The sequence below is a fragment of the Streptomyces sp. NPDC004732 genome (assembly GCF_040609235.1).
GTDB lineage: Bacteria > Actinomycetota > Actinomycetes > Streptomycetales > Streptomycetaceae > Streptomyces.
The window spans coordinates 78,069-97,397 of record NZ_JBEXJR010000022.1 but is presented as its reverse complement, the minus strand read 5'-3'; the positions used below and the strand labels follow the sequence as shown (position 1 = coordinate 97,397).

Genomic DNA, 19,329 nt, shown 5'->3' with positions numbered 1-19,329 from the left:
GGGGGGCGGGGCCCGGGCCGTTCGTCCGCGTCTCGCATCTCCCCCCGCGCGGGGTTGGGGGCGCCGGGGCGATGCGGCGGTGGGGGGTGGCCGCCCGATCGGGCGGCCACCCCTCACACATGCATTCGTCTGTTCGGGTCAGCAGCGAACCGCTCGGTTCACTGGCCGCCCTGTTGTTCGTCGCGGCGACGCTGCCACCGCTGCTCGATGCGGTTCATGACGGAGCGGCGCTGCCTCGCCTGCCGTGGGGACGCCTGTCCGCCTGGTGCGGCGGCCGCGCCCGAAGGCTGTTCGCCCGGCTTCGGCGCCTTGCGCCAACCGGTGACGGCGAGCACCGCGCAGCCCAGCATGACGAGGAACCCCACCACGCTGATCCAGATCTGCTGGGCGACCATTCCGGCCATGAGAAGGGCGATGCCCACAAGGAAGCCCACGACCGCTTGGTAGACCCGCTTCCGGGTGTACGTGCGCAGCCCGCTTCCCTCAAGCGCTGTCGCGAACTTGGGATCTTCGGCGTACAGCGCTCGCTCCATTTGCTCGAGCATGCGCTGCTCGTGCTCCGAGAGCGGCACGGAGTCCTCCTCATCGTGCAGTCGCCGGGGCGACCGGGGGTCCCCTTCAGGATAGGCAGGGAATCGCCCCCGTGAAACCCGCCCCTCTGCGCCAACTTCGCCAAACCGGACCTGCACTCCGCTCCGGCTCGCTGAAGCGTGCATTCCCCAGCGGCCGAACCGTCATGCAGAACGGTGTCCCTCGATCATACGGCGCCCGTAGCCCGTTCGGGGGGCCTGTGGCGTACTCCATGTGCGGCTGCGTCCCTGATCAGCCGGTGAACCGCGGGAGCACCTCAGGCCTCGGACGCCTCTCGCGCCTCACCGAGCACGTGCAGCTGCGTGGCCACGGCATGGAAAGCGGGCAGCTCCGCGGCCGCGGCCTCCAGCTGGAGAAGGGCCTCCAGGGCGCCCGGCTCGGTGTCCACGAGGACGCCGGGGACCAGGTCGGCGAAGACCCGGACGCCGTGCACCGCGTCGACGCGCACGCCCGCGGCCTCGACCAGCTCGGTGAGCTGCTCGGCGGTGAAGCGCCGCGGCACGGGGTCACCCGTGCCCCAGCGGCCCGCCGGGTCGGTGAGCGCGGTCTGCGCCTCCTTGAAGTGCCCGGCGAGGGCCCGGGCGAGCACGGCGCCGCCGAGGCCCGCCCCGAGCAGGCTGAGGACACCGGCGGGACGCAGCGCGTCGACGGCCAGGCGCACGCCCTCGGCCGGGTCGTCCACGTACTCCAGGACGCCGTGGCACAGGACCGCGTCGAAGCCGCCTCGCTCGACGACGTCGAAGAGCCCGAGCACGTCGCCCTGGACGCCGCGCACCCGGTCGGCGACGCCGGCCTCGGCGGCCCGGCGCTCCAGCGCGAACAGCGCGTTCGGACTCGGGTCGACGACCGTGACGCGGTGGCCGAGACGGGCGACCGGCACCGCGAAGTTGCCGCTGCCGCCGCCGGTGTCGAGCACGTCCAGTTCGGTGCGCGACTCCCGGCCGGTGACCTTGACCCGGCGGTCGAGGGCGTCTTTCAGGACGTCCCAGACCACGGCGGTACGAAGAGAAGCGCGGGGGCGCATCGGGTCCGACACGGCAGTTGACTCCTCGGCGCGGGGGTGCGGATACCTCCACCCTATTGCCTGCGCCGTGGTGCCAAGGCCATGTGTCCCACCGTGCGGACGCGCCGGTCAGCCCGCGTCCGGCGGCTCCCTTCCCGCGTCCTGCGACTCCTGCCGGGGCTGGGGCAGCACGGGCTGGAGCACGAGCATCCGCTCGACGATGCGCAGGAACATCGCCACGTCGCGAAGGAGGTCGTCGGCGTCGCGGGTGGTGGCGGCCGCCGCTATGCCCGCCTCGGCTCGGGCCCTGCGGGCGGCGCCGGAGGCGAACAGGGCGCTCCACTCGGTCAGTTCGGGGGCTATCTCGGGGAGGACTTCCCAGGCGCTGCGGATGCGCTGCCTGCGGCGCGGGCTCGTCTCCGGGCAGCCCCGCGCGGCCAGCACGGCGGCCGCGGTGCGCAGGGCGGCGAGGTGGGCGGTGGCATAGCGCTCGTGCGGTGCTTCCAGGTGCGCGGCTTCGTCGATTCCGGCGCGGGCCTGGGCGAGCAGTTCGAGAGCGGCGGGCGGGGCGGTCGCGCGGCGCAGGACGGGGTGGACATCGCTCGCCGGGCCGGTCAGTGAGGGAGCAGGGCCGACGGCGCGGTGCCGGTGGGCGGCTGCTGCGGAAGTGCTGGCCATGACGAACCTCCTGTCGTCGTGTGACGGCGCAGTGGCCGTATGTGCTCATCGTGGAGTACGCCACTGACAATCGGCTCTGACCTGGGACTTTGCCTCGATCGAGGGTTCGGGCTTACTTTTGAACTGACCAGTCAGTTCAAAAGAAGGGGCAGGGGGGACTGTGGACGGTCCGACCGACGGCGCGCGCGGAGCCGCCGTCACCGCCGAGGACTTCGGGCTCAAGGGGCCGCGGGGCTGGGCGTTCCGCGGCATCGGGATCAAGGCGGAGCCCGGGGCGCTGATCGCGCTGGAGGGCCCTTCGGGGTCGGGCAGGACCTGTCTGCTGCTGGCGCTCACGGGGCGGATGCGCGCCACCGAGGGCCACGCGTCCGTGGGCCGCTTCCGCCTGCCCAAGCAGCTGGCCGCGGTGCGCAGGATCAGCGGACTCGGGCCGGTGCCCGGCGTCACCGATCTCGACCCGGCCCTGACCGTCGCCGAGCACCTGCGGGAACGGGCGCTCCTGGAGCGGCGGTTCGGCGGTTCGCTGCGCGGGCTCCTGCGGCCCCGCAGCGAGCGGGTGAACGAGACGCGGCTGCGCATCGACACCGCGCTGGCCGCCGTCGGGCTCGACATGGAGACGCTGCCCAAGGGGCGGCGGACCGCCGTGCGCGACCTGGAGAGGCTCGAGGCGCTGCGGCTCTCCGTGGCGCTTGCCCTGGTCGGACGACCGCGCGTGCTCGGCGTCGACGACACCGACCTGAAGCTCTCCGACGTCGAACGGGCCGAGGCCTGGGGCATGTTGAAGTCCCTCACGGACGGCGGGACGACCGTCGTGGCGGTGTGCAGCGAGGCGCCCCAGGGCGCGGTCGTGGTCCGCACCGGCCCCCGCCCCGAAGCGCACACCGACGAAGCACACACCAACGAAGGCACCGACGAACGCACCGACGAGGACAAGGAGACGGCGGATGCGCTCGCCGAAGCTCGCCGCGCTTGAGCTCAGGCGCTTCGGCAGGGGGAAGCTGCCGCGTGCCGCGCTCGTCGCGCTCCTGCTGCTGCCCCTGCTGTACGGCGCCCTGTACCTGTGGTCCTTCTGGGATCCCTACGGCCGCCTCGACCGCATCCCCGTGGCGCTCGTCAACGACGACAAGGGGGCCTCCGCGCAGGGCAAGAAGCTCGCGGCGGGCGACAACATCGTCGAAGGGCTGCGCGACAGCAACACCTTCGAGTGGCACGAGGTGAGTGACGCCGAGGCGCGCAAGGGCGTCGAGGACGGCACGTACTACCTGTCCCTGACGATGCCCACGGACTTCAGCAAGCGCATCGCGTCGAGTTCGGGGGACTCTCCGGAGACGGGCGCCCTGAAGGTCCGCACGAACGACGCCAACAACTACATCGTCGGGCAGATCTCGCGGACGGTCTTCTCCGAGGTGCGCTCCGCCGCGTCCACGAAGGCCTCGCGCTCCTTCCTCGACAAGATCTTCATCTCGTTCTCCGACATCCACGGGGCGACGAAGAAGGCCGCCGACGGCGCCGACCGGCTGGACAGCGGCATCGGCAAGGCCGAGAAGGGCTCCAAGGACCTCGCGAACGGCCTGGGGGACGCCAAGGACGGCAGCGGCGACCTGGCCGGGGGCATCAAGAAGCTCCACAAGGGTGCGGGCGACCTGGAGGTCGGCTCGAAGAAGGTCGCGGACGGTACGCAGCAGCTGGCCGACAAGGTCAACGGCACGGCGGACCAGGTGCGGCCCTTCCTGAAGGACAACGGCAAGACGATCGGGGACACGGCACAGCTCGTCGCCGACTCCTCCAAGGCGATGCGCCACCACCTGTCCACCTGGGTGAAGCTGGCCCCCGGGGCGGCCGAGGGCGCCAAGGACGCCTCCCGGATCATCGGCGAGTTCTACACCCAGCAGTGCGAGAAGGCCCCGGTCCCGGACCCGCACTGCGCGAAGTTCAAGGACGCCAAGAAGTCCGCGGAGAACGTGTCGGCCATCGCGGACGACATGAACACCGTGGTCAAGGACCAGAACAGCGACGTCAAGCAGCTCGACAAGCACCTGGCCACGCTGGAGAAGAAGTCGCAGGCGCTCGCCGACCGCGCCCCGCACCTCGACGAGGACCTGAACAGCGCCGTCACGCAGATCAACGACCTCAACAAGGGCGCGGGCAAGGTCGCCAAGGGCGCCACGAAGATCCACACGGGCCTCGGCACCGCCAAGACCGGCGCCGGGGACCTCGACGAGGGCATCGGCAAGCTGGAGACGGGCGCGAACGACCTCAAGGGCGGCATGTTCAAGCTGGCCGACGGCTCCGGGAAGCTGTCCGGCGGGCTGCACGACGGCGTCAAGAAGATCCCGGACTACGACAAGAAGGACCGCGACGAGCGCACCGGCGTCATGGCCGACCCCGTGCAGCTCGCCTCCCAGTCGATGCACAAGGCGCCCAACTACGGCACGGGATTCGCCCCGTACTTCATCCCGCTGTCCCTGTGGGTCGGCGCGATGGTGGCGTACATGCTGATCCAGCCGCTCAACCGGCGCGCGCTCGCCGCGGGCGCCTCCGCATGGCGCATCGCGCTGGCGGGCTGGCTCCCGGTGGCCGCCCTGGGGGTCCTCCAGACCGCGGCCCTGCTCTCCGTCCTGCACTGGGGCCTCGGCCTGCAGATGGCGCGGGCGGCGGGGACGGTGGGCTTCCTCTGCCTGGTGACGGCGTGCTTCGCGGCGATCGTGCAGTGGCTCAACGCCCGCTTCGGAGCGGCCGGACGGATCCTCGTCCTCGCCGTGCTGATGCTGCAGCTGACGTCGGCGGGCGGCACCTACCCCGTTCAGACCAGCCCCGGCTTCTTCAGTGCGATCCACCCCTTCCTGCCGATGAGTTACGTCGTCGAGGCGCTCCGGAGACTGATCACGGGCGGCGGCCTCGGTCCCGTCTGGCAGGGCTGCGCGGTGCTGACGGCGTTCACCGTGGGCGCCCTCGCGCTCACGGCGCTCTCCGCGCACCGCAAGCAGGTGTGGACCCTCGACCGGCTGCACCCGGAGCTGAGCCTGTGAGCACGGCGGAGCGGGGACGGCCTGCGGAACCTGTGAGAATCAGGCCCATGGACAGCAGTGCAGGCAGCACCCGCCGCGAGGCGACCCGGCAGAAGCTCTACGAAGCCGCCGTCACCCTCATCGCGGAACAGGGCTTCTCGGCCACGACGGTCGACGAGATCGCCGAGCGGGCCGGAGTCGCGAAGGGCACCGTCTACTACAACTTCGCGAGCAAATCGGTCCTCTTCGAAGAGCTGCTGCGGCACGGCGTCGGCCTGCTCACCGCCTCCCTGAAGGAGGCCTCCGAGGAGGCGGCGAGGAGCGGCGGCCGCAAGGTCGACGCCCTCGACGCGATGATCCGGGCGGGCCTGGTCTTCATCAACCGCTACCCGGCCTTCACCCAGCTCTACGTCGCCGAGCTGTGGCGGACCAACCGGGCCTGGCAGTCCACCCTGCTGGTGGTCAGGCAGCAGGCCGTCGCGGTGGTCGAGGACGTGCTGCGGGCCGGGGTGGAGAGCGGCGAGCTCAGCGAGGAGATCGACATCCCGCTGACGGCCGCCGCACTCGTCGGCATGGTGCTGGTCGCCGCGCTCGACTGGCAGGCCTTCCAGCCGGAGCGCTCGCTCGACGACGTCCATGCGGCGCTGTCGCGGCTGCTGCAGGGCCGGGTCAGCGGCACGCGCGCGTAGCCCTGCGTTTCCGGTTTCCGCGGCACGGCAAAAGGCGCCGGTGCGGTGCCCCCTGTTCCCAGGCGGCACCGCACCGGCGCTTTCTTCGTCCCCCCGTAACCCCCGTGCAACCCCCGTATGGTCGTCCCCCCGAGTCACCCCCGTACCTCGCTCCCGCCGTGTGGCGGGGGCGAGCGGCCAAGGGCGCGGCGCCGTTCCGCCGCCCCGTGTCGGCGGTACCGGCGCTGCGCCCTTCTCCGTGCCCCACACTCTTCCGTCTCCGCAGGTGGGGGCCCATCCGCGCGCGTACTCATCTCACTCACTAGGTACGGATACTCAGACACCCGTGCTCATCCCCAGGCCGATCCGGTCATTCGCTGTGCCGTGCCTGCTCACGTGCGGGAACAAGCGGGGCCCTTGGGCCTGGTGGGGTGGGGCCATAGGTCCTTGGTGCTTTACTCCGCGCCATGAACAGGCAGATGGTTCTGGCCGCAGGCTTTGGTGCCCAGTGCTTCTGAGGGCGGACACGTACGGCCATCTGACTCCTGGCACTGTGGACACCGCCGTTTCGGTGTTGGATGTGGCCATGGCTGCATGACGCCACCTCAGCACCCGAGCTAACAGACTGCGAAGTCGCAGGTGGGAGGCATAGTGTCGGTGCTCCCCCTGGTGTTCACCAGCGGCTGGGCGAGCGGGATCAACGCGTACGCCGTTGTCCTGCTGCTCGGCATCTTCGGAGCGACCGGTGTCAGCGACGAGGTGCCCGAGGCGCTCCAGCGGCCCGATGTGCTGATCGCGGCCGGAGTGCTCTTCCTCTGCGAGGCCGTCGCCGACAAGATCCCGTACGTCGACTCGGTCTGGGACACGGTGCACACCGTGATCCGGCCGGTGTCCGGCGCCGTGGTGGGGGCGCTGCTCGCGGGCCAGAGCGGGTCTCTCTCCGACCTGGCGGCGGGCGCCGTGGGCGGGTCGACCGCGCTGGCCAGCCATGCGGTGAAGTCCGGCACGCGGATGGCGATCAACACCTCGCCCGAGCCGTTCAGCAACTTCGTGATGAGCACGGCCGAGGACCTCGGGGTCGGCGGCCTCATCAGCTTCGCGATGTTCTATCCGGAGGCCGCGGCGGTGATCGCGGCCGTGCTGCTGGTGATCGGCCTGTTCCTGATGTTCTTCCTCGTCTCGCGGATCCGCCGGTTCCTGCGGCGCAGGGCCCAGCGGCGCGAGGAGAAGCAGCTCGCGGGCCGCACGGGGGCGCCGCCGCCCTGAGCGTGCCCCGCCCGGACCGGGGTCGCGGCGTGACTGTCAGTGGCTGCCGATAAAGTCCCTGGCATGGCACGGATTGTGGTGATCGGCGCAGGTCTCGGCGCGATGTCGGCGGCGGCCCGGCTGGCCGTCGCGGGACACCGGGTGGTGGTGTACGAGCGCGGGCAGACGTTCGGCGGCGCGGTGGGCCGCGTCGAGCGGGACGGCTTCGCCTTCGACACCGGACCGGGGCTGCTCCTCCTCCCCGCGGTCTATCGCGACTTGTTCGTCAAGACGGGCAAGGAGCCCCTGGAGAAGTGCGTCGAGCTGTCCCAGGTGGAGCCCGCCGTGCGCCATGTCTTCGCGGACGGCACCACGGCTGACCTGCCGAACGCCTCGCGTGCGGGCGTGGGCGAGGCCCTGGACACGGCCCTCGGCGCGGGCGCGGGCGCCCGCTGGTCGGCGTTCATGAACCGTGCGAGGGAGGCCTGGGACCGCACCCGCCGCCCCCTCCTGGAAGAGCCCCTCTGGCCGAACTGGGAGGTGCTCGCCGACCGCGAGCCCTATCCCTCGGTGCCGCTCAAGCGCCTGCTGCGCCGCGAGCGCCGCGCGGCCACGCTCAGCGAGGTCGGCGAGCTGGAGCTGGGCGGTGACGCGCGCCTGATAGCGCTCCTGGAGCAGTTCGCGCTCGCACACGGCCTGGATCCCCGCACGGCCCCGGCGAGCGCCGCGGTCCTGCCCTACCTGGAGCAGACGTTCGGCACCTGGTCGGCGCGGGGCGGCATGCACGCCCTGGCCCGCGCGGTGCACGAGCGGTGCGTGGCCCGGCGGGTCGAATTCGTGTTCGGCGCTGCGGTGACGCGGATCGTCGAGAAGGACGGCCGGGCGGCGGGCGTGGAGCTCGCGGACGGCACCACCGCGGAGGCGGACTTCGTGGTCGCGGGCGTCGCGCCCACAGCCCTGGACGCCATGCTGCCCGGTGTGAACATACGGGCGGAGGGTGACGTCCCGGCGCGTTCCGGCCTGCCCAGCCGCCTGACGGTCCTCCTGGCCCTGTCCGGCGCGCGCCCCGAAGGCGCCCCCCTGCGCACGGTGCTGCACTCCGCCGACCGCCAGGACGAGCTCGACCGCCTCTTCGGCGAGCGGCCCGGACTGCCCCTCTCCCCCACGCTCGCGGTGCTCCGCCCCGACGACCCGGAGCTGACGCCGGACGCCGCGCACGAGGCGGTGACGCTCACGGCGACGGTGCCCGCGCACCTGGAGGTCACGGCGGAGGACGTGGAGCGGGTGATCGCCCGCGCCGAGGCCGTGGTCCCGGAGCTGCGGAGCCGTCTGCTGTGGCACGAGGTCCGCACCCCGGCCGACGTCGCGGAGGCCACCGGAGCCGACGGCGGCGCCGTCCCCGCCCCGGCGCTCGCCGCGGCCGACGGGAAGCTCCTGCAGCCGTCCAACAGCACCCGGCTGCCGGGACTGTTCGCGGTCGGCGGCTGGGCCCACCCCGGCGGCGGCCTGCCCCACGCGGGCATGTCGGGCACGCTGGTCGCGGGGCTGATCGTCGAGGGCCCGGAGTTCCGCGGCTCCCGGTGACCGCCCCGCCGGGCCCCGCGATGGCTCAGTGGCGGTACGTGGCTCAGTAGCGGTACTGCTGCTCGTTGTAGCCCGAGCCGTCGTAGTCCCCCGCGTGGCCGCCCTGGTAGGGGTAGGGCTGCTCCGGCGGGAGTTCACCGCTGTACGGCTCGTCGGTGGTGCGCTGCTGGGGCACCCAGACGCCGCCGGGCGGGGTGTCCTGGTACGTCCCGCCGAGCCCGCCGCCGTAGGTGTCGCCTCCGTAGGGGGCGTACTGCTGCTGGTCGCCGTAGGTGTCGTAGCTCTGCCGGGCGCCGTAGGTCTGCGTGCCGATGTACGGGTCGGAGTACGCGGCGTACTGCTGCTGGCCGGTCTCGTCGTATCCGTAGTTCTGCTGGTCGTAGCCCGCGTAGGCCGCCGCGTCGTAGCCGTAGCCCTCGCTCTGGTGGGCGTCGCCCGCGGTGGGCGGGGCGTAAGGCGCGTCGCTGTACACGCCGTACTGGCCGGTGTCGTCGGGCATGGGTTCGGGCGCGTACACCCCGCCCGCGGGGAGGTCCGGGTCGTGCGCGGGGACGTCAGGGCCGTGCGCGGGCGGCGGCGGGACCTCTTCGTATTCCAGGTCGGAGACCTGCAGCGTCGGCTCCTTCGCGGCGCCCCGCCGCGGCGCCCTGCGGCGCTTGCTCAGGCCCGGCTGCCCGCCGAGCGCCCAGCCGGTGGAGAAGCCCTTGCGGAACGACAGCGTCACGTACGTCTGGCCCGTGGCGAAGGCGATGGCGCCGAGCCCGATGATCCACACCGACGGGATCAGCACCCCGACGACGACACCGAGGAAGCCGCCGAAGGCCAGCAGGCGCCAGCGCAGCCTGGCCTTGTACTGCAGCAGCACCTCGCCGAGCAGCCACAGCGCGACGAATCCGAACGCGATGTAGAGGACCGTCCAGCCCATGTACGCCCCTCTCCCCTGCGGCCGCCCGCTGGTACGGGTACGGGTACGGCCGATTCAGGCCTGGTGGTGCAGGCCCAGATTTTCGTAGATTTCCAGCGTCGCCGTGGAGTTGTTGAGCGTGATGAAGTGCAGTCCCGGCACACCTTCGGCCAGCAACCGCGCGCAGAACTCCGTCGCGAACTCGATGCCAATGGAGCGTACAGCGGCTGGATCGTCTTTGACCGCGAGGATCCGCTCTTTCAGCTCGGGCGGGAACACGGCGTTGCTGAGCTGGGGCAACCGGTCGAGCTGGCGGACGTTGGTGACCGGCATCATCTCGGGGATGATCGGCGTCTCGCAGCCTGCCGCCTCGACGCGGTCGCGCAGCCGCAGGTACTCCTCGGGGTCGAAGAACATCTGCGTGATCGCGTAGTCCGCGCCGGCCCGGCACTTGTCGATGAAGTGCCGGGTGTCGGACTCCCAGTCGGGCGAGCGCGGGTGCATCGCGGGGAAGGCGGCGACGCCCACGCAGAAGTCGCCGGACTCCTTGATGAGTTCGACCAGCTCGGCGGCGTAGGTGAGGCCCTCGGGGTGCGCGATCCAGTCGCCGAGCGGGTCGCCGGGCGGGTCGCCGCGGACCGCGAGCATGTTCCTGATGCCCGCGTCCGCGTACTGCCCGATGATGTTGCGCAGCTCGGCCACGGAGTGGTCGACCGCGGTCAGGTGCGCGACGGGCGTCAGCGTCGTGTCGGCGACGATCTGCTGGGTCTCCTTGACCGTGCCGGTGCGCGTGGAACCACCCGCTCCGTAGGTCACGGAGACGAAGTCCGGGGCGGCCGCCTCGACCCTGCGCAGCGCGTTCCAGAGGTTCCGCTCCCCCTTCGGGGTTTTCGGCGCGGAGAACTCGAACGAGAACGTCGTCTTACCGGTCGCGAGCATGTCGCGCACGGTGCGTGCGCGGTCAGTCCTGGTCGAAGCTGTGCCTAGGGCCATATGGGCAGGTTAGCCAGGCCGTGGCGGTCACCCAACCGGACCCTGGAGTTTTGGCCGGTTTGCCGGTTTCTTGTCCACGGATCGGACACTCCCGGGCTGTTGCTCACACAGACGTACGAAGCCGCTTCGCGAACTCGGCCGCGGCCGCGCCCGGGTCGTCCGCCTCGGTGATCGCCCGCACGACGACGACGCGCCGTGCGCCTGCCTCGAGCACCTCGTCGAGGTTGTCCGCGTCGATGCCGCCGATGGCGAACCAGGGGCGGTCCGTGCCCAGCGAGGCCGTGTAACGGACCAGGTCGAGGCCCGGGGCGTGGCGGCCCGGCTTGGTCGGCGTGGGCCAGCACGGGCCCGTGCAGAAGTAGTCCACACCCTCCTGGACGGCGGCCGCGGCGGCCTCCGACTCGGCGTGGGTGGAGCGGCCGATCAGCACGTCGTCGCGGCCGCCGAGGATGGCGCGGGCCGCGGGGACCGGCAGGTCGCCCTGGCCGAGGTGCAGCACGTCGGCGCCGATGGCGTGGGCGACGTCCGCGCGGTCGTTCACCGCGAGGAGCTTGCCGTGCCGCCGGGCGGCGTCCGCGAAGACCTGGAGGTGCTCGAGCTCTTCAGCGGCCTCCATGCCCTTGTCGCGCAGCTGCACGATGTCGACGCCGCCCGCGAGGACGGCGTCGAGGAACTCGGGGAGGTCCCCCTGGCTCCTGCGGGCGTCCGTGCACAGGTAGAGCCGGGCGTCGGCGAGCCGGTCGCGGTGGTCGGCGGCCATGGAGAAGTCCCCCCGTTGTCGGTGGCGTGCGGGCCGCGTGGTGTCACGCGGCCCGCACGCCGGACGATGTGTTCAGGTCAAACGGCCTTGCGCCTGCTCAGACGGCGAGCGCCTGGGCGCGGCGCTTCACCTCCGTGCCGCGATTCTCGCTCAGCGCCTGCGCGGGGGTGCCGGGCAGGGTCGGGTCGGGGGTGAAGAGCCACTCGAGCATCTCTTCGTCGGAGAAGCCGTCGTCCCTCAGGAGCGTCAGGGTGCCTGCGAGGCCCTTGACGACCTTGTCGCCGTCGATGAAGGCGGCCGGCACCTGGAGCGCACGGTTCTCACCGCGGCGCACAGCGATCAGCTGGCCCTCCTTGACCAGCTGGCGCACGCGGGTCACCTCGATCTCCAGCATCTCCGCGATGTCGGGGAGGTGCAGCCAGTCGGGGACGAGAGCATCAGTCTTTGCGTCAATCTCGGTCACGGGTCCAGCGTATCTCTGGCAGGCGGCCCGCACCGGATGGCGTCGTCCCGCTACGGAACGGCCTTGTCGTCCTGCTACAGAACGGCCTTGCCGCCCCGCTACAGAACCGCCTTCTTGAGCGGCACCGACGGATCCGCCGTCAGCGTGGGATCCAGCCGTGCGGCCGACTCGATCAGCTTGCGGCCCTGGGCCAGGTCCCTGGGGCGGCCCACGGCGAGGACCGCGACCAGGGCGCCGTCCCGCAGCCAGCACACCGACCAGGCCATGCCGCCGGGGTCGCCCCGCCACACCATCTCGTCCGCCCCGGCATGGTGACCCGCGTACTGCACGAAGCGGCCGAACTGCTCCGACCAGAAGTACGGCACGGGGTCGTACGCGGCGGGCGTCTCGCCGATGATGTTCGCCGCCACCGTGCGCGGCCCCTGGAGGGCGTTGTCCCAGTGGTGCACGAGCAGCCGCTCGCCGTACCGGCCCGAGGGGAAGGAGGAGCAGTCGCCGACCGCGTACACATCGGGCGCCGAGGTGCGCAGGCCCTCGTCGGCCACGACCTCGCGGTTGCTGCCCAGCTCGATGCCGGAGCCCGCGAGCCAGCCCGTCGCGGGCCGCGCCCCGATGCCGACGACGACGGCGCCCGCGGGCAGCCTGGTCCCGTCGGACAGGACGACGACGCCGGGTTCGACGCTCTCCACGCGCGCGTGGGTGCGCAGCACCGCTCCGGAGTCCGCGTACCAGCCCGCCATGGGGGCCGCGACCTCCTCCGGCAGCGCCCCCGCGAGCGGTCGTCCCGCGGCCTCGACGACGGTGACGGAACAGCCCGCCTCGCGCGCGGCCGTCGCGAACTCCGCGCCGATCCAGCCCGCCCCGACGACCACCACGTCGTGCTGCGCCGCGAGCACCGGGCGCAGCCGCTCGGCGTCGTCCAGGGTGCGCAGGAGGTGGACCCCGGGGACGCCTTCGGTGCCGGGCAGCCGAATCGGTTCGGCGCCGGTCGCCAGGACCAGGACGTCGTACCGGAGTGGGCCGTCGGCGGTGTCCAACTCATGGGCGTCGGGGCGCACCCCGGTGACGTCGCGGCCCAGGCTCAGCTCGATGCCGAGCGCCTCGAAGTCGATGTCGAAGGCCGATCCCTCCGCCTTGCCGAGCAGTACCGCCTTGGACAGCGGCGGCCTGTCGTAGGGCTGGTGCGGCTCGGCCCCTACGAGGGTGACCGAGCCCGCGAAACCCTGTTCGCGCAGGGCCACCGCGGTCTGCACCCCGGCCATCCCCGCGCCGACGATGACGACGTGGCGCTCCGCCTGTCGCGGCTTCCCGCGCTGCTGCTGCTCGCTCTGCCTCTGCTGCTCGCTCACCCGATCACTCTAGGGCGGTTGTCGAGGGCGCCCTCAGATGTGGTCGGGGAGATCTCTGACACAACGTCACCGCCCATACCCGGACAGCTCCCCTACTGCCGCACGAAGCGACGGGCTAGGGTGGCCCGTGCAGAGCACTCGCGGGAGCCCGGACGCACCGGGCTGAGAGGGAGGCTGGGACGGCCTCCGACCGTACGAACCTGATCCGGGTCATGCCGGCGAAGGGAGGGGCTGGACGCCCATGCATTCACGTACGACACCACCATCCGCCGCCTCTGACGTCCTGGTCGTCGGAGGCGGCATCATCGGCCTGGTCACGGCCTGGCGGGCCGCCGGGCGCGGACTGTCCGTGGCGGTCGTGGACCCCGCTCCCGGCGGCGGCGCCGCCCAGGTCGCGGCGGGCATGCTGGCCGCCGTCACCGAACTGCACTACGGCGAGCAGACCCTGCTCGGCCTCAACGTCGAATCCGCCCGCCGCTACCCCGCCTTCGCCGCCGAACTGGCCGAGGCGACCGGGCACGACCTCGGCTACCGCGCGTGCGGCACGCTCGCCGTCGCGCTGGACTCCGACGACCGCGCCCACCTGCGCGAACTGCACGACCTGCAGCGCCGGTCCGGCCTCGCGTCCGAGTGGCTGACCGGCCGCGAGTGCCGCCGTCTTGAGCCGATGCTCGCGCCGGGCGTACGCGGCGGGCTGCGGGTCGACGGCGACCACCAGATCGACCCGCGGCGGCTCGCGGGGGCGCTCGTGGTGGCCTGCGAGCGGGCCGGTGTGGTCTTCCACCGCGCCATGGCCGAGCGCCTCTCGGTCGTACGGGACCGGGCGCGCGGCGTCGTCCTCGCGGACGGCACCGAGCTGGGCGCGGACCTGACCGTGCTGGCGGCGGGCAGCCTCAGCGGGCGCCTCGCGGGCGTCCCCGACGACGTCCTGCCGCCCGTGCGGCCCGTGAAGGGCCAGGTGCTGCGGCTGACGGTGCCGAAGCCGTACGCGCCGTTCCTGAGCCGCACCGTGCGGGCCGTGGTGCGCGGCAGCCACGTCTACCTCGTGCCGCGCGAGAACGGCGAGCTCGTCGTGGGCGCGACCAGCGAGGAGCTCGGCTGGGACACCACGGTCACCGCGGGCGGCGTGTACGAACTCCTGCGGGACGCGCACGAACTCGTGCCCGGCATCACCGAGCTGCCCCTGACCGAGACCTGCGCGGGACTGCGCCCGGGCTCTCCCGACAACGCGCCGATGCTCGGCCCCACGCGGCTCGCCGGACTCCACCTGGCCACCGGGCACCACCGCAACGGCGTCCTGCTGACGCCCGTCACGGGTGACGTCATGGCGCATGCCCTGACCACGGGTGAACTCCCCGAAGAGGCACTCCCGTTCACCCCGCGCCGCTTCGACGGCGCCACCCCCGAAACCCTCGCCCCGCCCCGCACCCAGCACGTCACGGAGCAGCCCGCATGAGCACGCCTTTCGCCGTTTCCGTCAATGGGGAAGAGCGCGATGTGGCCTCGGGCACCACGCTCGACGCCCTCGTGGCCACCCTCTCCTCGGCGCACTCCGGTGTCGCCGCCGCCCTCAACGAAACCGTCGTCCCGCGCGCGCAGTGGCCCACCACGGCGCTCTCCGCGGGCGACCGCGTCGAAGTACTCACCGCCGTCCAGGGAGGCTGAACGACCATGGCAGACGACCCCTTCGTCATCGGCGGGCTCACCCTCTCCTCGCGCCTGATCATGGGCACGGGCGGGGCGCCGAGCCTCGACATCCTGGAGCGGTCCCTCGTCGCGTCCGGCACGGAGCTGACCACCGTCGCGATGCGCAGGCTCGACCCGGGCGTCCAGGGCTCGGTGCTCTCCGTGCTCGACCGGCTCGGCATCCGCGTCCTGCCCAACACCGCGGGCTGCTTCACTGCGGGCGAGGCGGTCCTCACCGCCCGGCTCGCGCGTGAGGCGCTCGGCACCGACCTGGTGAAGCTGGAGGTGATCGCCGACGAGCGCACCCTGCTGCCCGATCCGGTCGAGCTCCTGGACGCCGCCGAGACCCTGGTGGACGACGGCTTCACGGTCCTGCCCTACACGAACGACGACCCGGTGCTCGCGCGGAAGCTGGAGGACGTGGGCTGCGCGGCGATCATGCCGCTCGGCTCGCCCATCGGCTCCGGGCTCGGTATCCGCAATCCGCACAACTTCCAGCTGATCGTGGAGCACGCGCGCGTGCCGGTGATCCTCGACGCGGGCGCGGGCACGGCATCCGACGCGGCGATCGCGATGGAGCTGGGGTGCGCGGGCGTGATGCTCGCCTCCGCGGTGACGCGGGCGCAGGAGCCGGTCCTGATGGCCGAGGCCATGCGGCACGGGGTCGAGGCCGGACGCCTGGCGCACCGGGCGGGGCGGATTCCGCGACGGCACTTCGCCGAGGCGTCGTCGCCCGCCGAGGGCATGCCGCGCCTCGACCCGGAGCGCCCCGCGTTCTGAGTACCCCCCGGGGGCTCCGCCTGTTACAGCTCGGCTGCAGTCCGGGCGTGGGGGCGCCCGCCCGGGACGAGGTGTCCGTGGCGGCTCGTAGACTCCCCTGCGTGGACACGACCCTTCAGGACCCGCTCGTCGGGCAGCTGCTCGACAGCCGTTACCGCATCGACGGGCGCATCGCGGTCGGCGGGATGGCCACGGTCTACCGGGCCGTGGACACCCGCCTCGACCGCGTGCTCGCGCTCAAGGTGATGCACCCGACGCTGGCGGCCGACGCCTCCTTCGTCGACCGGTTCATCCGCGAGGCCAAGTCGGTGGCCCGCCTCTCGCATCCGAACGTGGTCGGCGTCTTCGACCAGGGCACGGACGGGTCGTACGTCTACCTCGCGATGGAGTACATCGCGGGCTGCACCCTGCGCGACGTCCTGCGCGATCGCGGGGCCCTGCAGCCGCGCGCCGCGCTCGACATCCTGGAGCCGGTCCTCGCCGCGCTCGGCGCCGCGCACCGCGCCGGGTTCGTGCACCGCGACATGAAGCCGGAGAACGTCCTCATAGGGGACGACGGCCGGGTGAAGGTCGCCGACTTCGGGCTCGTCCGCGCGGTGGACACCGTCACGAACACGACGGGCACCGTCCTCGGCACCGTCTCCTACCTCGCCCCCGAGCAGATCGAGCACGGCACGGCGGACACCCGCGTGGACGTGTACGCCTGCGGGGTCGTGCTCTACGAAATGCTGACCGGCGCCAAGCCGCACTCCGGGAACTCCCCCGCCCAGGTCCTCTACCAGCACCTCAACGAGGACGTGCCGCCCCCGTCGGCGGCCGTCCCCGGGCTCGCCTTCGCCCTCGACGAGCTGGTCGCCTCCGCCACGGCGCGCATCCCCGACATCCGTCCGTACGACGCGGTGGCGCTCCTCGCCCAGCTCAGGGAGGCGCGGGCCACCCTGACCGAGGCGCAGCTCGACGCGGTGCCGCCGCAGGCGCACGCGGCGGCGCAGGACGGCTCCGAGGACCGCACGAGCGTGATCCCGCGCGCGGCGCGCCCCGTCCAGCTCCCGCTGCCCACCGACGGCGAGCAGGGCGGCCAGGACGCGCTGAACCGCACCAGCATCCTGGCGACTCCGCCCCCCGGCCCGCCCGCTCCGCCCGCCCCCGCCCGCGCCTCCCGCAGGCGGTTCGACCCGCGCCGCCGCACCCTCGTGGTCATAGCCGGCGTCCTGCTCGCCCTCGGCATCGGCACCGGCGTCTGGTACATCAACTCGGGCCAGTTCACGAAGGTCCCGCCGCTCCTGGCGAAGACCGAAGCGCAGGCGAAGCAGCGGCTGGACGACGCCGGGCTCGACGTGAAGGGCATCAAGCGCACCTACAGCGACACGGACAAGCGCGGCACGGTGATGAACACGGACCCCGCGCCGGGCGCCCGCATCCGGCAGAACGACGGGGTGACCCTGACCATCTCGCTGGGCCCGGAGACCGTGAAGGTCCCGGACGTCAAGAACATCCCGCTGGCCAAGGCGAAGAAGGAGCTGGAGAACTCCGGACTCGAACCGGGCATGGTCACCAAGAGCTTCAACGAGGACATCGACAAGGGCTCCGTGATCAGCACGGACCCGCGGGCGGGCTTCACCCGCAAGGCGGGCTCGGCCGTCGCCCTGGTCGTCAGCAAGGGCCGCCCGGTCGAGGTCCCCGACGTGACGGGCGAGTCCGAGGAGGACGCCACCGCCGACCTCGAGGACGCGGGCCTGAAGGTCGAGATCGCGCCGTCGCGGGTCAACTCCGACGAGGACAAGGGCGATGTCGCCGCGCAGTCGCCCGTCGCGGACAAGACGATCGCCGAGGGTGACACGGTCGAGCTGACGATCTCCAAGGGCCCGCCGATGATCGAGGTCCCCGACGTCACCGGCATGAGCGTCGACGAGGCCACGGAGAAGCTGGAGGGAGCGGGCTTCGAGGTCGACGAGGACCGCGGCCTGCTCGGCATCTTCGGGGACACCGTCAAGAAGCAGTCGGTGGACGGCGGCGACACCGCTCCCAAGAATTCGACGATCACCATCACGATCCGCTGAGCCTCCCGCCCGGGGACCCCTGCGGGGGCCTCCCCGGGCGCGTGCCACCCTTGACGGCGTGAGCAGCAACAAGTCCCCCAGCGCAACGTCCCGCAACCCCGTCGGCGGCCATGTCCCGGTGGCCGGCGGACTCGCCTCCGTCGGCCTCTCGTACGCCCGTGAGCTCGGCGCGGAGACCGTCCAGGTCTTCGTCGCCAACCCGCGCGGCTGGGCGACCCCGCCCGGCAACCCGAAGCAGGACGAGGAGTTCCGCGCGGCCTGCGCCGCCGAGCGGATCCCCGCGTACGTCCACGCGCCGTACCTCATCAACTTCGGCTCGCACACCGAGGCGACCGTCGACAAGTCCGTGGACTCCCTGCGCCACTCGCTGCGCCGGGCGCGCGAGATCGGCGCCCTCGGCGTCGTCGTGCACACCGGCTCCGCGACCGGCGGCCGGGAGCGCGCCGTCGCCCTGGAGCAGGTGCGCGACCGCATGCTGCCGCTCCTCGACGAGCTGACGCACGACGACGACCCGTTCCTGCTCCTGGAGTCGACGGCGGGCCAGGGCTCCTCGCTCTGCTCCCGCACCTGGGACTTCGGCCCGTACTTCGAGGCGCTGGACTCCCACCCCAAGCTCGGGATCTGCCTGGACACCTGCCACATCTTCGCGGCGGGCCACGACCTGACGGGCCCCAGCGGCATGAAGCAGACCCTGGACCTCCTCGTGGACACGGTCGGCGAGGGCCGCCTGAAGCTCGTGCACGCCAATGACTCCAAGGACGTCGTCGGCGCCCACAAGGACCGCCACGAGAACATCGGCACCGGCCACATCGGCGAGGAGCCCTTCCGCGAGCTGATGCTCCACCCCGCCACGGAGGGTGTGCCGCTCATCATCGAGACGCCCGGCGGCAAGGAAGGACATGCGGCGGACGTGGCACGCCTGAAGGAGCTGAGGAGCGTCTAGCCGCCCCCGAAGCTCCTTGAGGAATACCCCCGGGGGGTATACGGTTCTTGCCAGACGGCAGGAACCGCTATCCGACGTTGGGGGCACCTCATGCAGCACGACGCGCACGCCGGGCACACGCACCACCAGCACCACAGCCACAGCCACAGCCACGGCGGCGACGGCAAGGTCAGCTGGCGCATGGCGGCGCAGGCCACCCTCCACTGCCTCACCGGCTGCGCCATCGGCGAGGTGCTCGGCATGATCATCGGCACCGCGCTCGGCTGGGGGAACATGCCGACGATGGTGCTCGCGATCGTGCTCGCCTTCGCCTTCGGCTACGCCCTGACGCTGCGCGGCATCCTGAAGGCCGGGGTCGATTTCAAGACGGCGTTCCGGGTCGCGCTCGCCGCGGACACCCTGTCCATCGCCGTCATGGAGCTGATCGACAACGGCGTGATCGCGCTCTGGCCGGGCGCCATGGACGCGCACCTGGCGGACGCGATGTTCTGGTGGGTCCTGGCCATCGCCCTGGCCGCCGCGTTCGTGATCACCACACCGGTGAACAAGTGGATGATCGGCCGCGGCAAGGGCCACGCCGTGGTGCACCAGTACCACCACTGACGTGCCGGGAC

19 protein-coding genes and 1 riboswitch are annotated in these 19,329 nt (G+C 72.2%); of the genes, 11 read left to right on the top strand and 8 right to left on the bottom strand.

Annotated elements, in window-relative coordinates; translation table 11 throughout:
* Positions 1-158: 158 nt before the first annotated feature.
* The 3 genes from ABZV77_RS40340 to ABZV77_RS40330 all read right to left on the bottom strand — a co-directional run bounded on the left by ABZV77_RS40340 (position 159) and on the right by ABZV77_RS40330 (position 2,272).
* Positions 159-572, bottom strand: coding sequence for a DUF3040 domain-containing protein (locus ABZV77_RS40340; protein ID WP_356267970.1), 414 nt, complete (start codon positions 570-572; stop codon positions 159-161).
* 275 nt (positions 573-847) lie between these two features.
* The gene (locus tag ABZV77_RS40335; protein WP_356267968.1) at positions 848-1,627 is read right to left on the bottom strand and encodes a methyltransferase; all 780 of its coding nucleotides are present in this window, start codon (positions 1,625-1,627) and stop codon (positions 848-850) included.
* Positions 1,628-1,723: 96 nt separating this feature from the next.
* The gene (locus tag ABZV77_RS40330) at positions 1,724-2,272 is read right to left on the bottom strand and encodes an SAV_6107 family HEPN domain-containing protein (protein WP_356267966.1); all 549 of its coding nucleotides are present in this window, start codon (positions 2,270-2,272) and stop codon (positions 1,724-1,726) included.
* 160 nt (positions 2,273-2,432) lie between these two features.
* On the opposite strand from ABZV77_RS40330, the gene ABZV77_RS40325 reads away from it, so the two are divergent.
* The 5 genes from ABZV77_RS40325 (at position 2,433) to ABZV77_RS40305 (ending at position 8,777) form a co-directional block, all read left to right on the top strand.
* Positions 2,433-3,245, top strand: coding sequence for an ATP-binding cassette domain-containing protein (locus ABZV77_RS40325; protein WP_356267964.1), 813 nt, complete (start codon positions 2,433-2,435; stop codon positions 3,243-3,245).
* Positions 3,217-5,301 carry a YhgE/Pip domain-containing protein gene (locus tag ABZV77_RS40320; RefSeq protein ID WP_356267962.1) on the top strand — a complete coding sequence of 695 codons (2,085 nt, stop codon included), beginning with the start codon at positions 3,217-3,219 and terminating at the stop codon, positions 5,299-5,301. The genes ABZV77_RS40325 and ABZV77_RS40320 overlap by 29 nt, the downstream gene beginning before the upstream one ends.
* A gap of 47 nt (positions 5,302-5,348) precedes the next feature.
* Positions 5,349-5,969 (top strand): TetR/AcrR family transcriptional regulator, encoded by a 621-nt coding sequence (locus tag ABZV77_RS40315; RefSeq protein ID WP_356267960.1) that lies wholly within the window; start codon positions 5,349-5,351, stop codon positions 5,967-5,969.
* 630 nt (positions 5,970-6,599) lie between these two features.
* Positions 6,600-7,214, top strand: a complete 615-nt coding sequence (locus tag ABZV77_RS40310; protein WP_356267958.1) for a DUF4126 domain-containing protein — start codon at positions 6,600-6,602, stop codon at positions 7,212-7,214.
* Positions 7,215-7,277: 63 nt separating this feature from the next.
* Positions 7,278-8,777: an NAD(P)/FAD-dependent oxidoreductase gene (locus ABZV77_RS40305; protein WP_356267956.1), complete on the top strand. Its 1,500-nt coding sequence runs from the start codon at positions 7,278-7,280 to the stop codon at positions 8,775-8,777.
* Positions 8,778-8,820: 43 nt separating this feature from the next.
* Here the strand turns inward: ABZV77_RS40305 and ABZV77_RS40300 are convergent, their stop codons facing one another.
* From ABZV77_RS40300 to ABZV77_RS40280, 5 genes are all read right to left on the bottom strand, one after another.
* Positions 8,821-9,702: a hypothetical protein gene (locus ABZV77_RS40300; RefSeq protein ID WP_356267954.1), complete on the bottom strand. Its 882-nt coding sequence runs from the start codon at positions 9,700-9,702 to the stop codon at positions 8,821-8,823.
* A gap of 54 nt (positions 9,703-9,756) precedes the next feature.
* Positions 9,757-10,674 (bottom strand): methylenetetrahydrofolate reductase [NAD(P)H], encoded by a 918-nt coding sequence (metF, locus tag ABZV77_RS40295; RefSeq protein ID WP_356267952.1) that lies wholly within the window; start codon positions 10,672-10,674, stop codon positions 9,757-9,759.
* 103 nt (positions 10,675-10,777) lie between these two features.
* On the bottom strand, positions 10,778-11,434 hold the full coding sequence (thiE, locus tag ABZV77_RS40290; protein ID WP_356267950.1) for a thiamine phosphate synthase: 657 nt from the start codon (positions 11,432-11,434) through the stop codon (positions 10,778-10,780).
* A 97-nt stretch (positions 11,435-11,531) separates the two neighbouring features.
* Positions 11,532-11,897: an Rv2175c family DNA-binding protein gene (locus ABZV77_RS40285; protein WP_356267948.1), complete on the bottom strand. Its 366-nt coding sequence runs from the start codon at positions 11,895-11,897 to the stop codon at positions 11,532-11,534.
* A 98-nt stretch (positions 11,898-11,995) separates the two neighbouring features.
* Entirely contained in the window at positions 11,996-13,159 is a 1,164-nt protein-coding gene (locus ABZV77_RS40280) for an FAD-dependent oxidoreductase (protein WP_356267976.1), read from the bottom strand.
* 217 nt (positions 13,160-13,376) lie between these two features.
* Positions 13,377-13,490: riboswitch (TPP riboswitch) on the top strand.
* Here ABZV77_RS40280 and thiO point away from each other — a divergent pair.
* From thiO to ABZV77_RS40250, 6 genes are all read left to right on the top strand, one after another.
* Entirely contained in the window at positions 13,488-14,702 is a 1,215-nt protein-coding gene (gene thiO, locus ABZV77_RS40275) for a glycine oxidase ThiO (protein WP_356267946.1), read from the top strand. (Overlaps the previous riboswitch by 3 nt.)
* Positions 14,699-14,911: a sulfur carrier protein ThiS gene (gene thiS, locus ABZV77_RS40270; protein WP_055570174.1), complete on the top strand. Its 213-nt coding sequence runs from the start codon at positions 14,699-14,701 to the stop codon at positions 14,909-14,911. The genes thiO and thiS overlap by 4 nt, the downstream gene beginning before the upstream one ends.
* 6 nt (positions 14,912-14,917) lie before the next feature.
* The gene (locus ABZV77_RS40265) at positions 14,918-15,712 is read left to right on the top strand and encodes a thiazole synthase (RefSeq protein WP_356267944.1); all 795 of its coding nucleotides are present in this window, start codon (positions 14,918-14,920) and stop codon (positions 15,710-15,712) included.
* Positions 15,713-15,813: 101 nt separating this feature from the next.
* On the top strand, positions 15,814-17,772 hold the full coding sequence (pknB, locus tag ABZV77_RS40260; protein WP_356267942.1) for a Stk1 family PASTA domain-containing Ser/Thr kinase: 1,959 nt from the start codon (positions 15,814-15,816) through the stop codon (positions 17,770-17,772).
* 58 nt (positions 17,773-17,830) lie between these two features.
* Positions 17,831-18,715, top strand: coding sequence for a deoxyribonuclease IV (locus tag ABZV77_RS40255; protein WP_356267940.1), 885 nt, complete (start codon positions 17,831-17,833; stop codon positions 18,713-18,715).
* Positions 18,716-18,805: 90 nt separating this feature from the next.
* The gene (locus ABZV77_RS40250) at positions 18,806-19,318 is read left to right on the top strand and encodes a DUF4396 domain-containing protein (RefSeq protein WP_356267938.1); all 513 of its coding nucleotides are present in this window, start codon (positions 18,806-18,808) and stop codon (positions 19,316-19,318) included.
* The last annotated feature ends 11 nt before the right edge of the window (positions 19,319-19,329 follow it).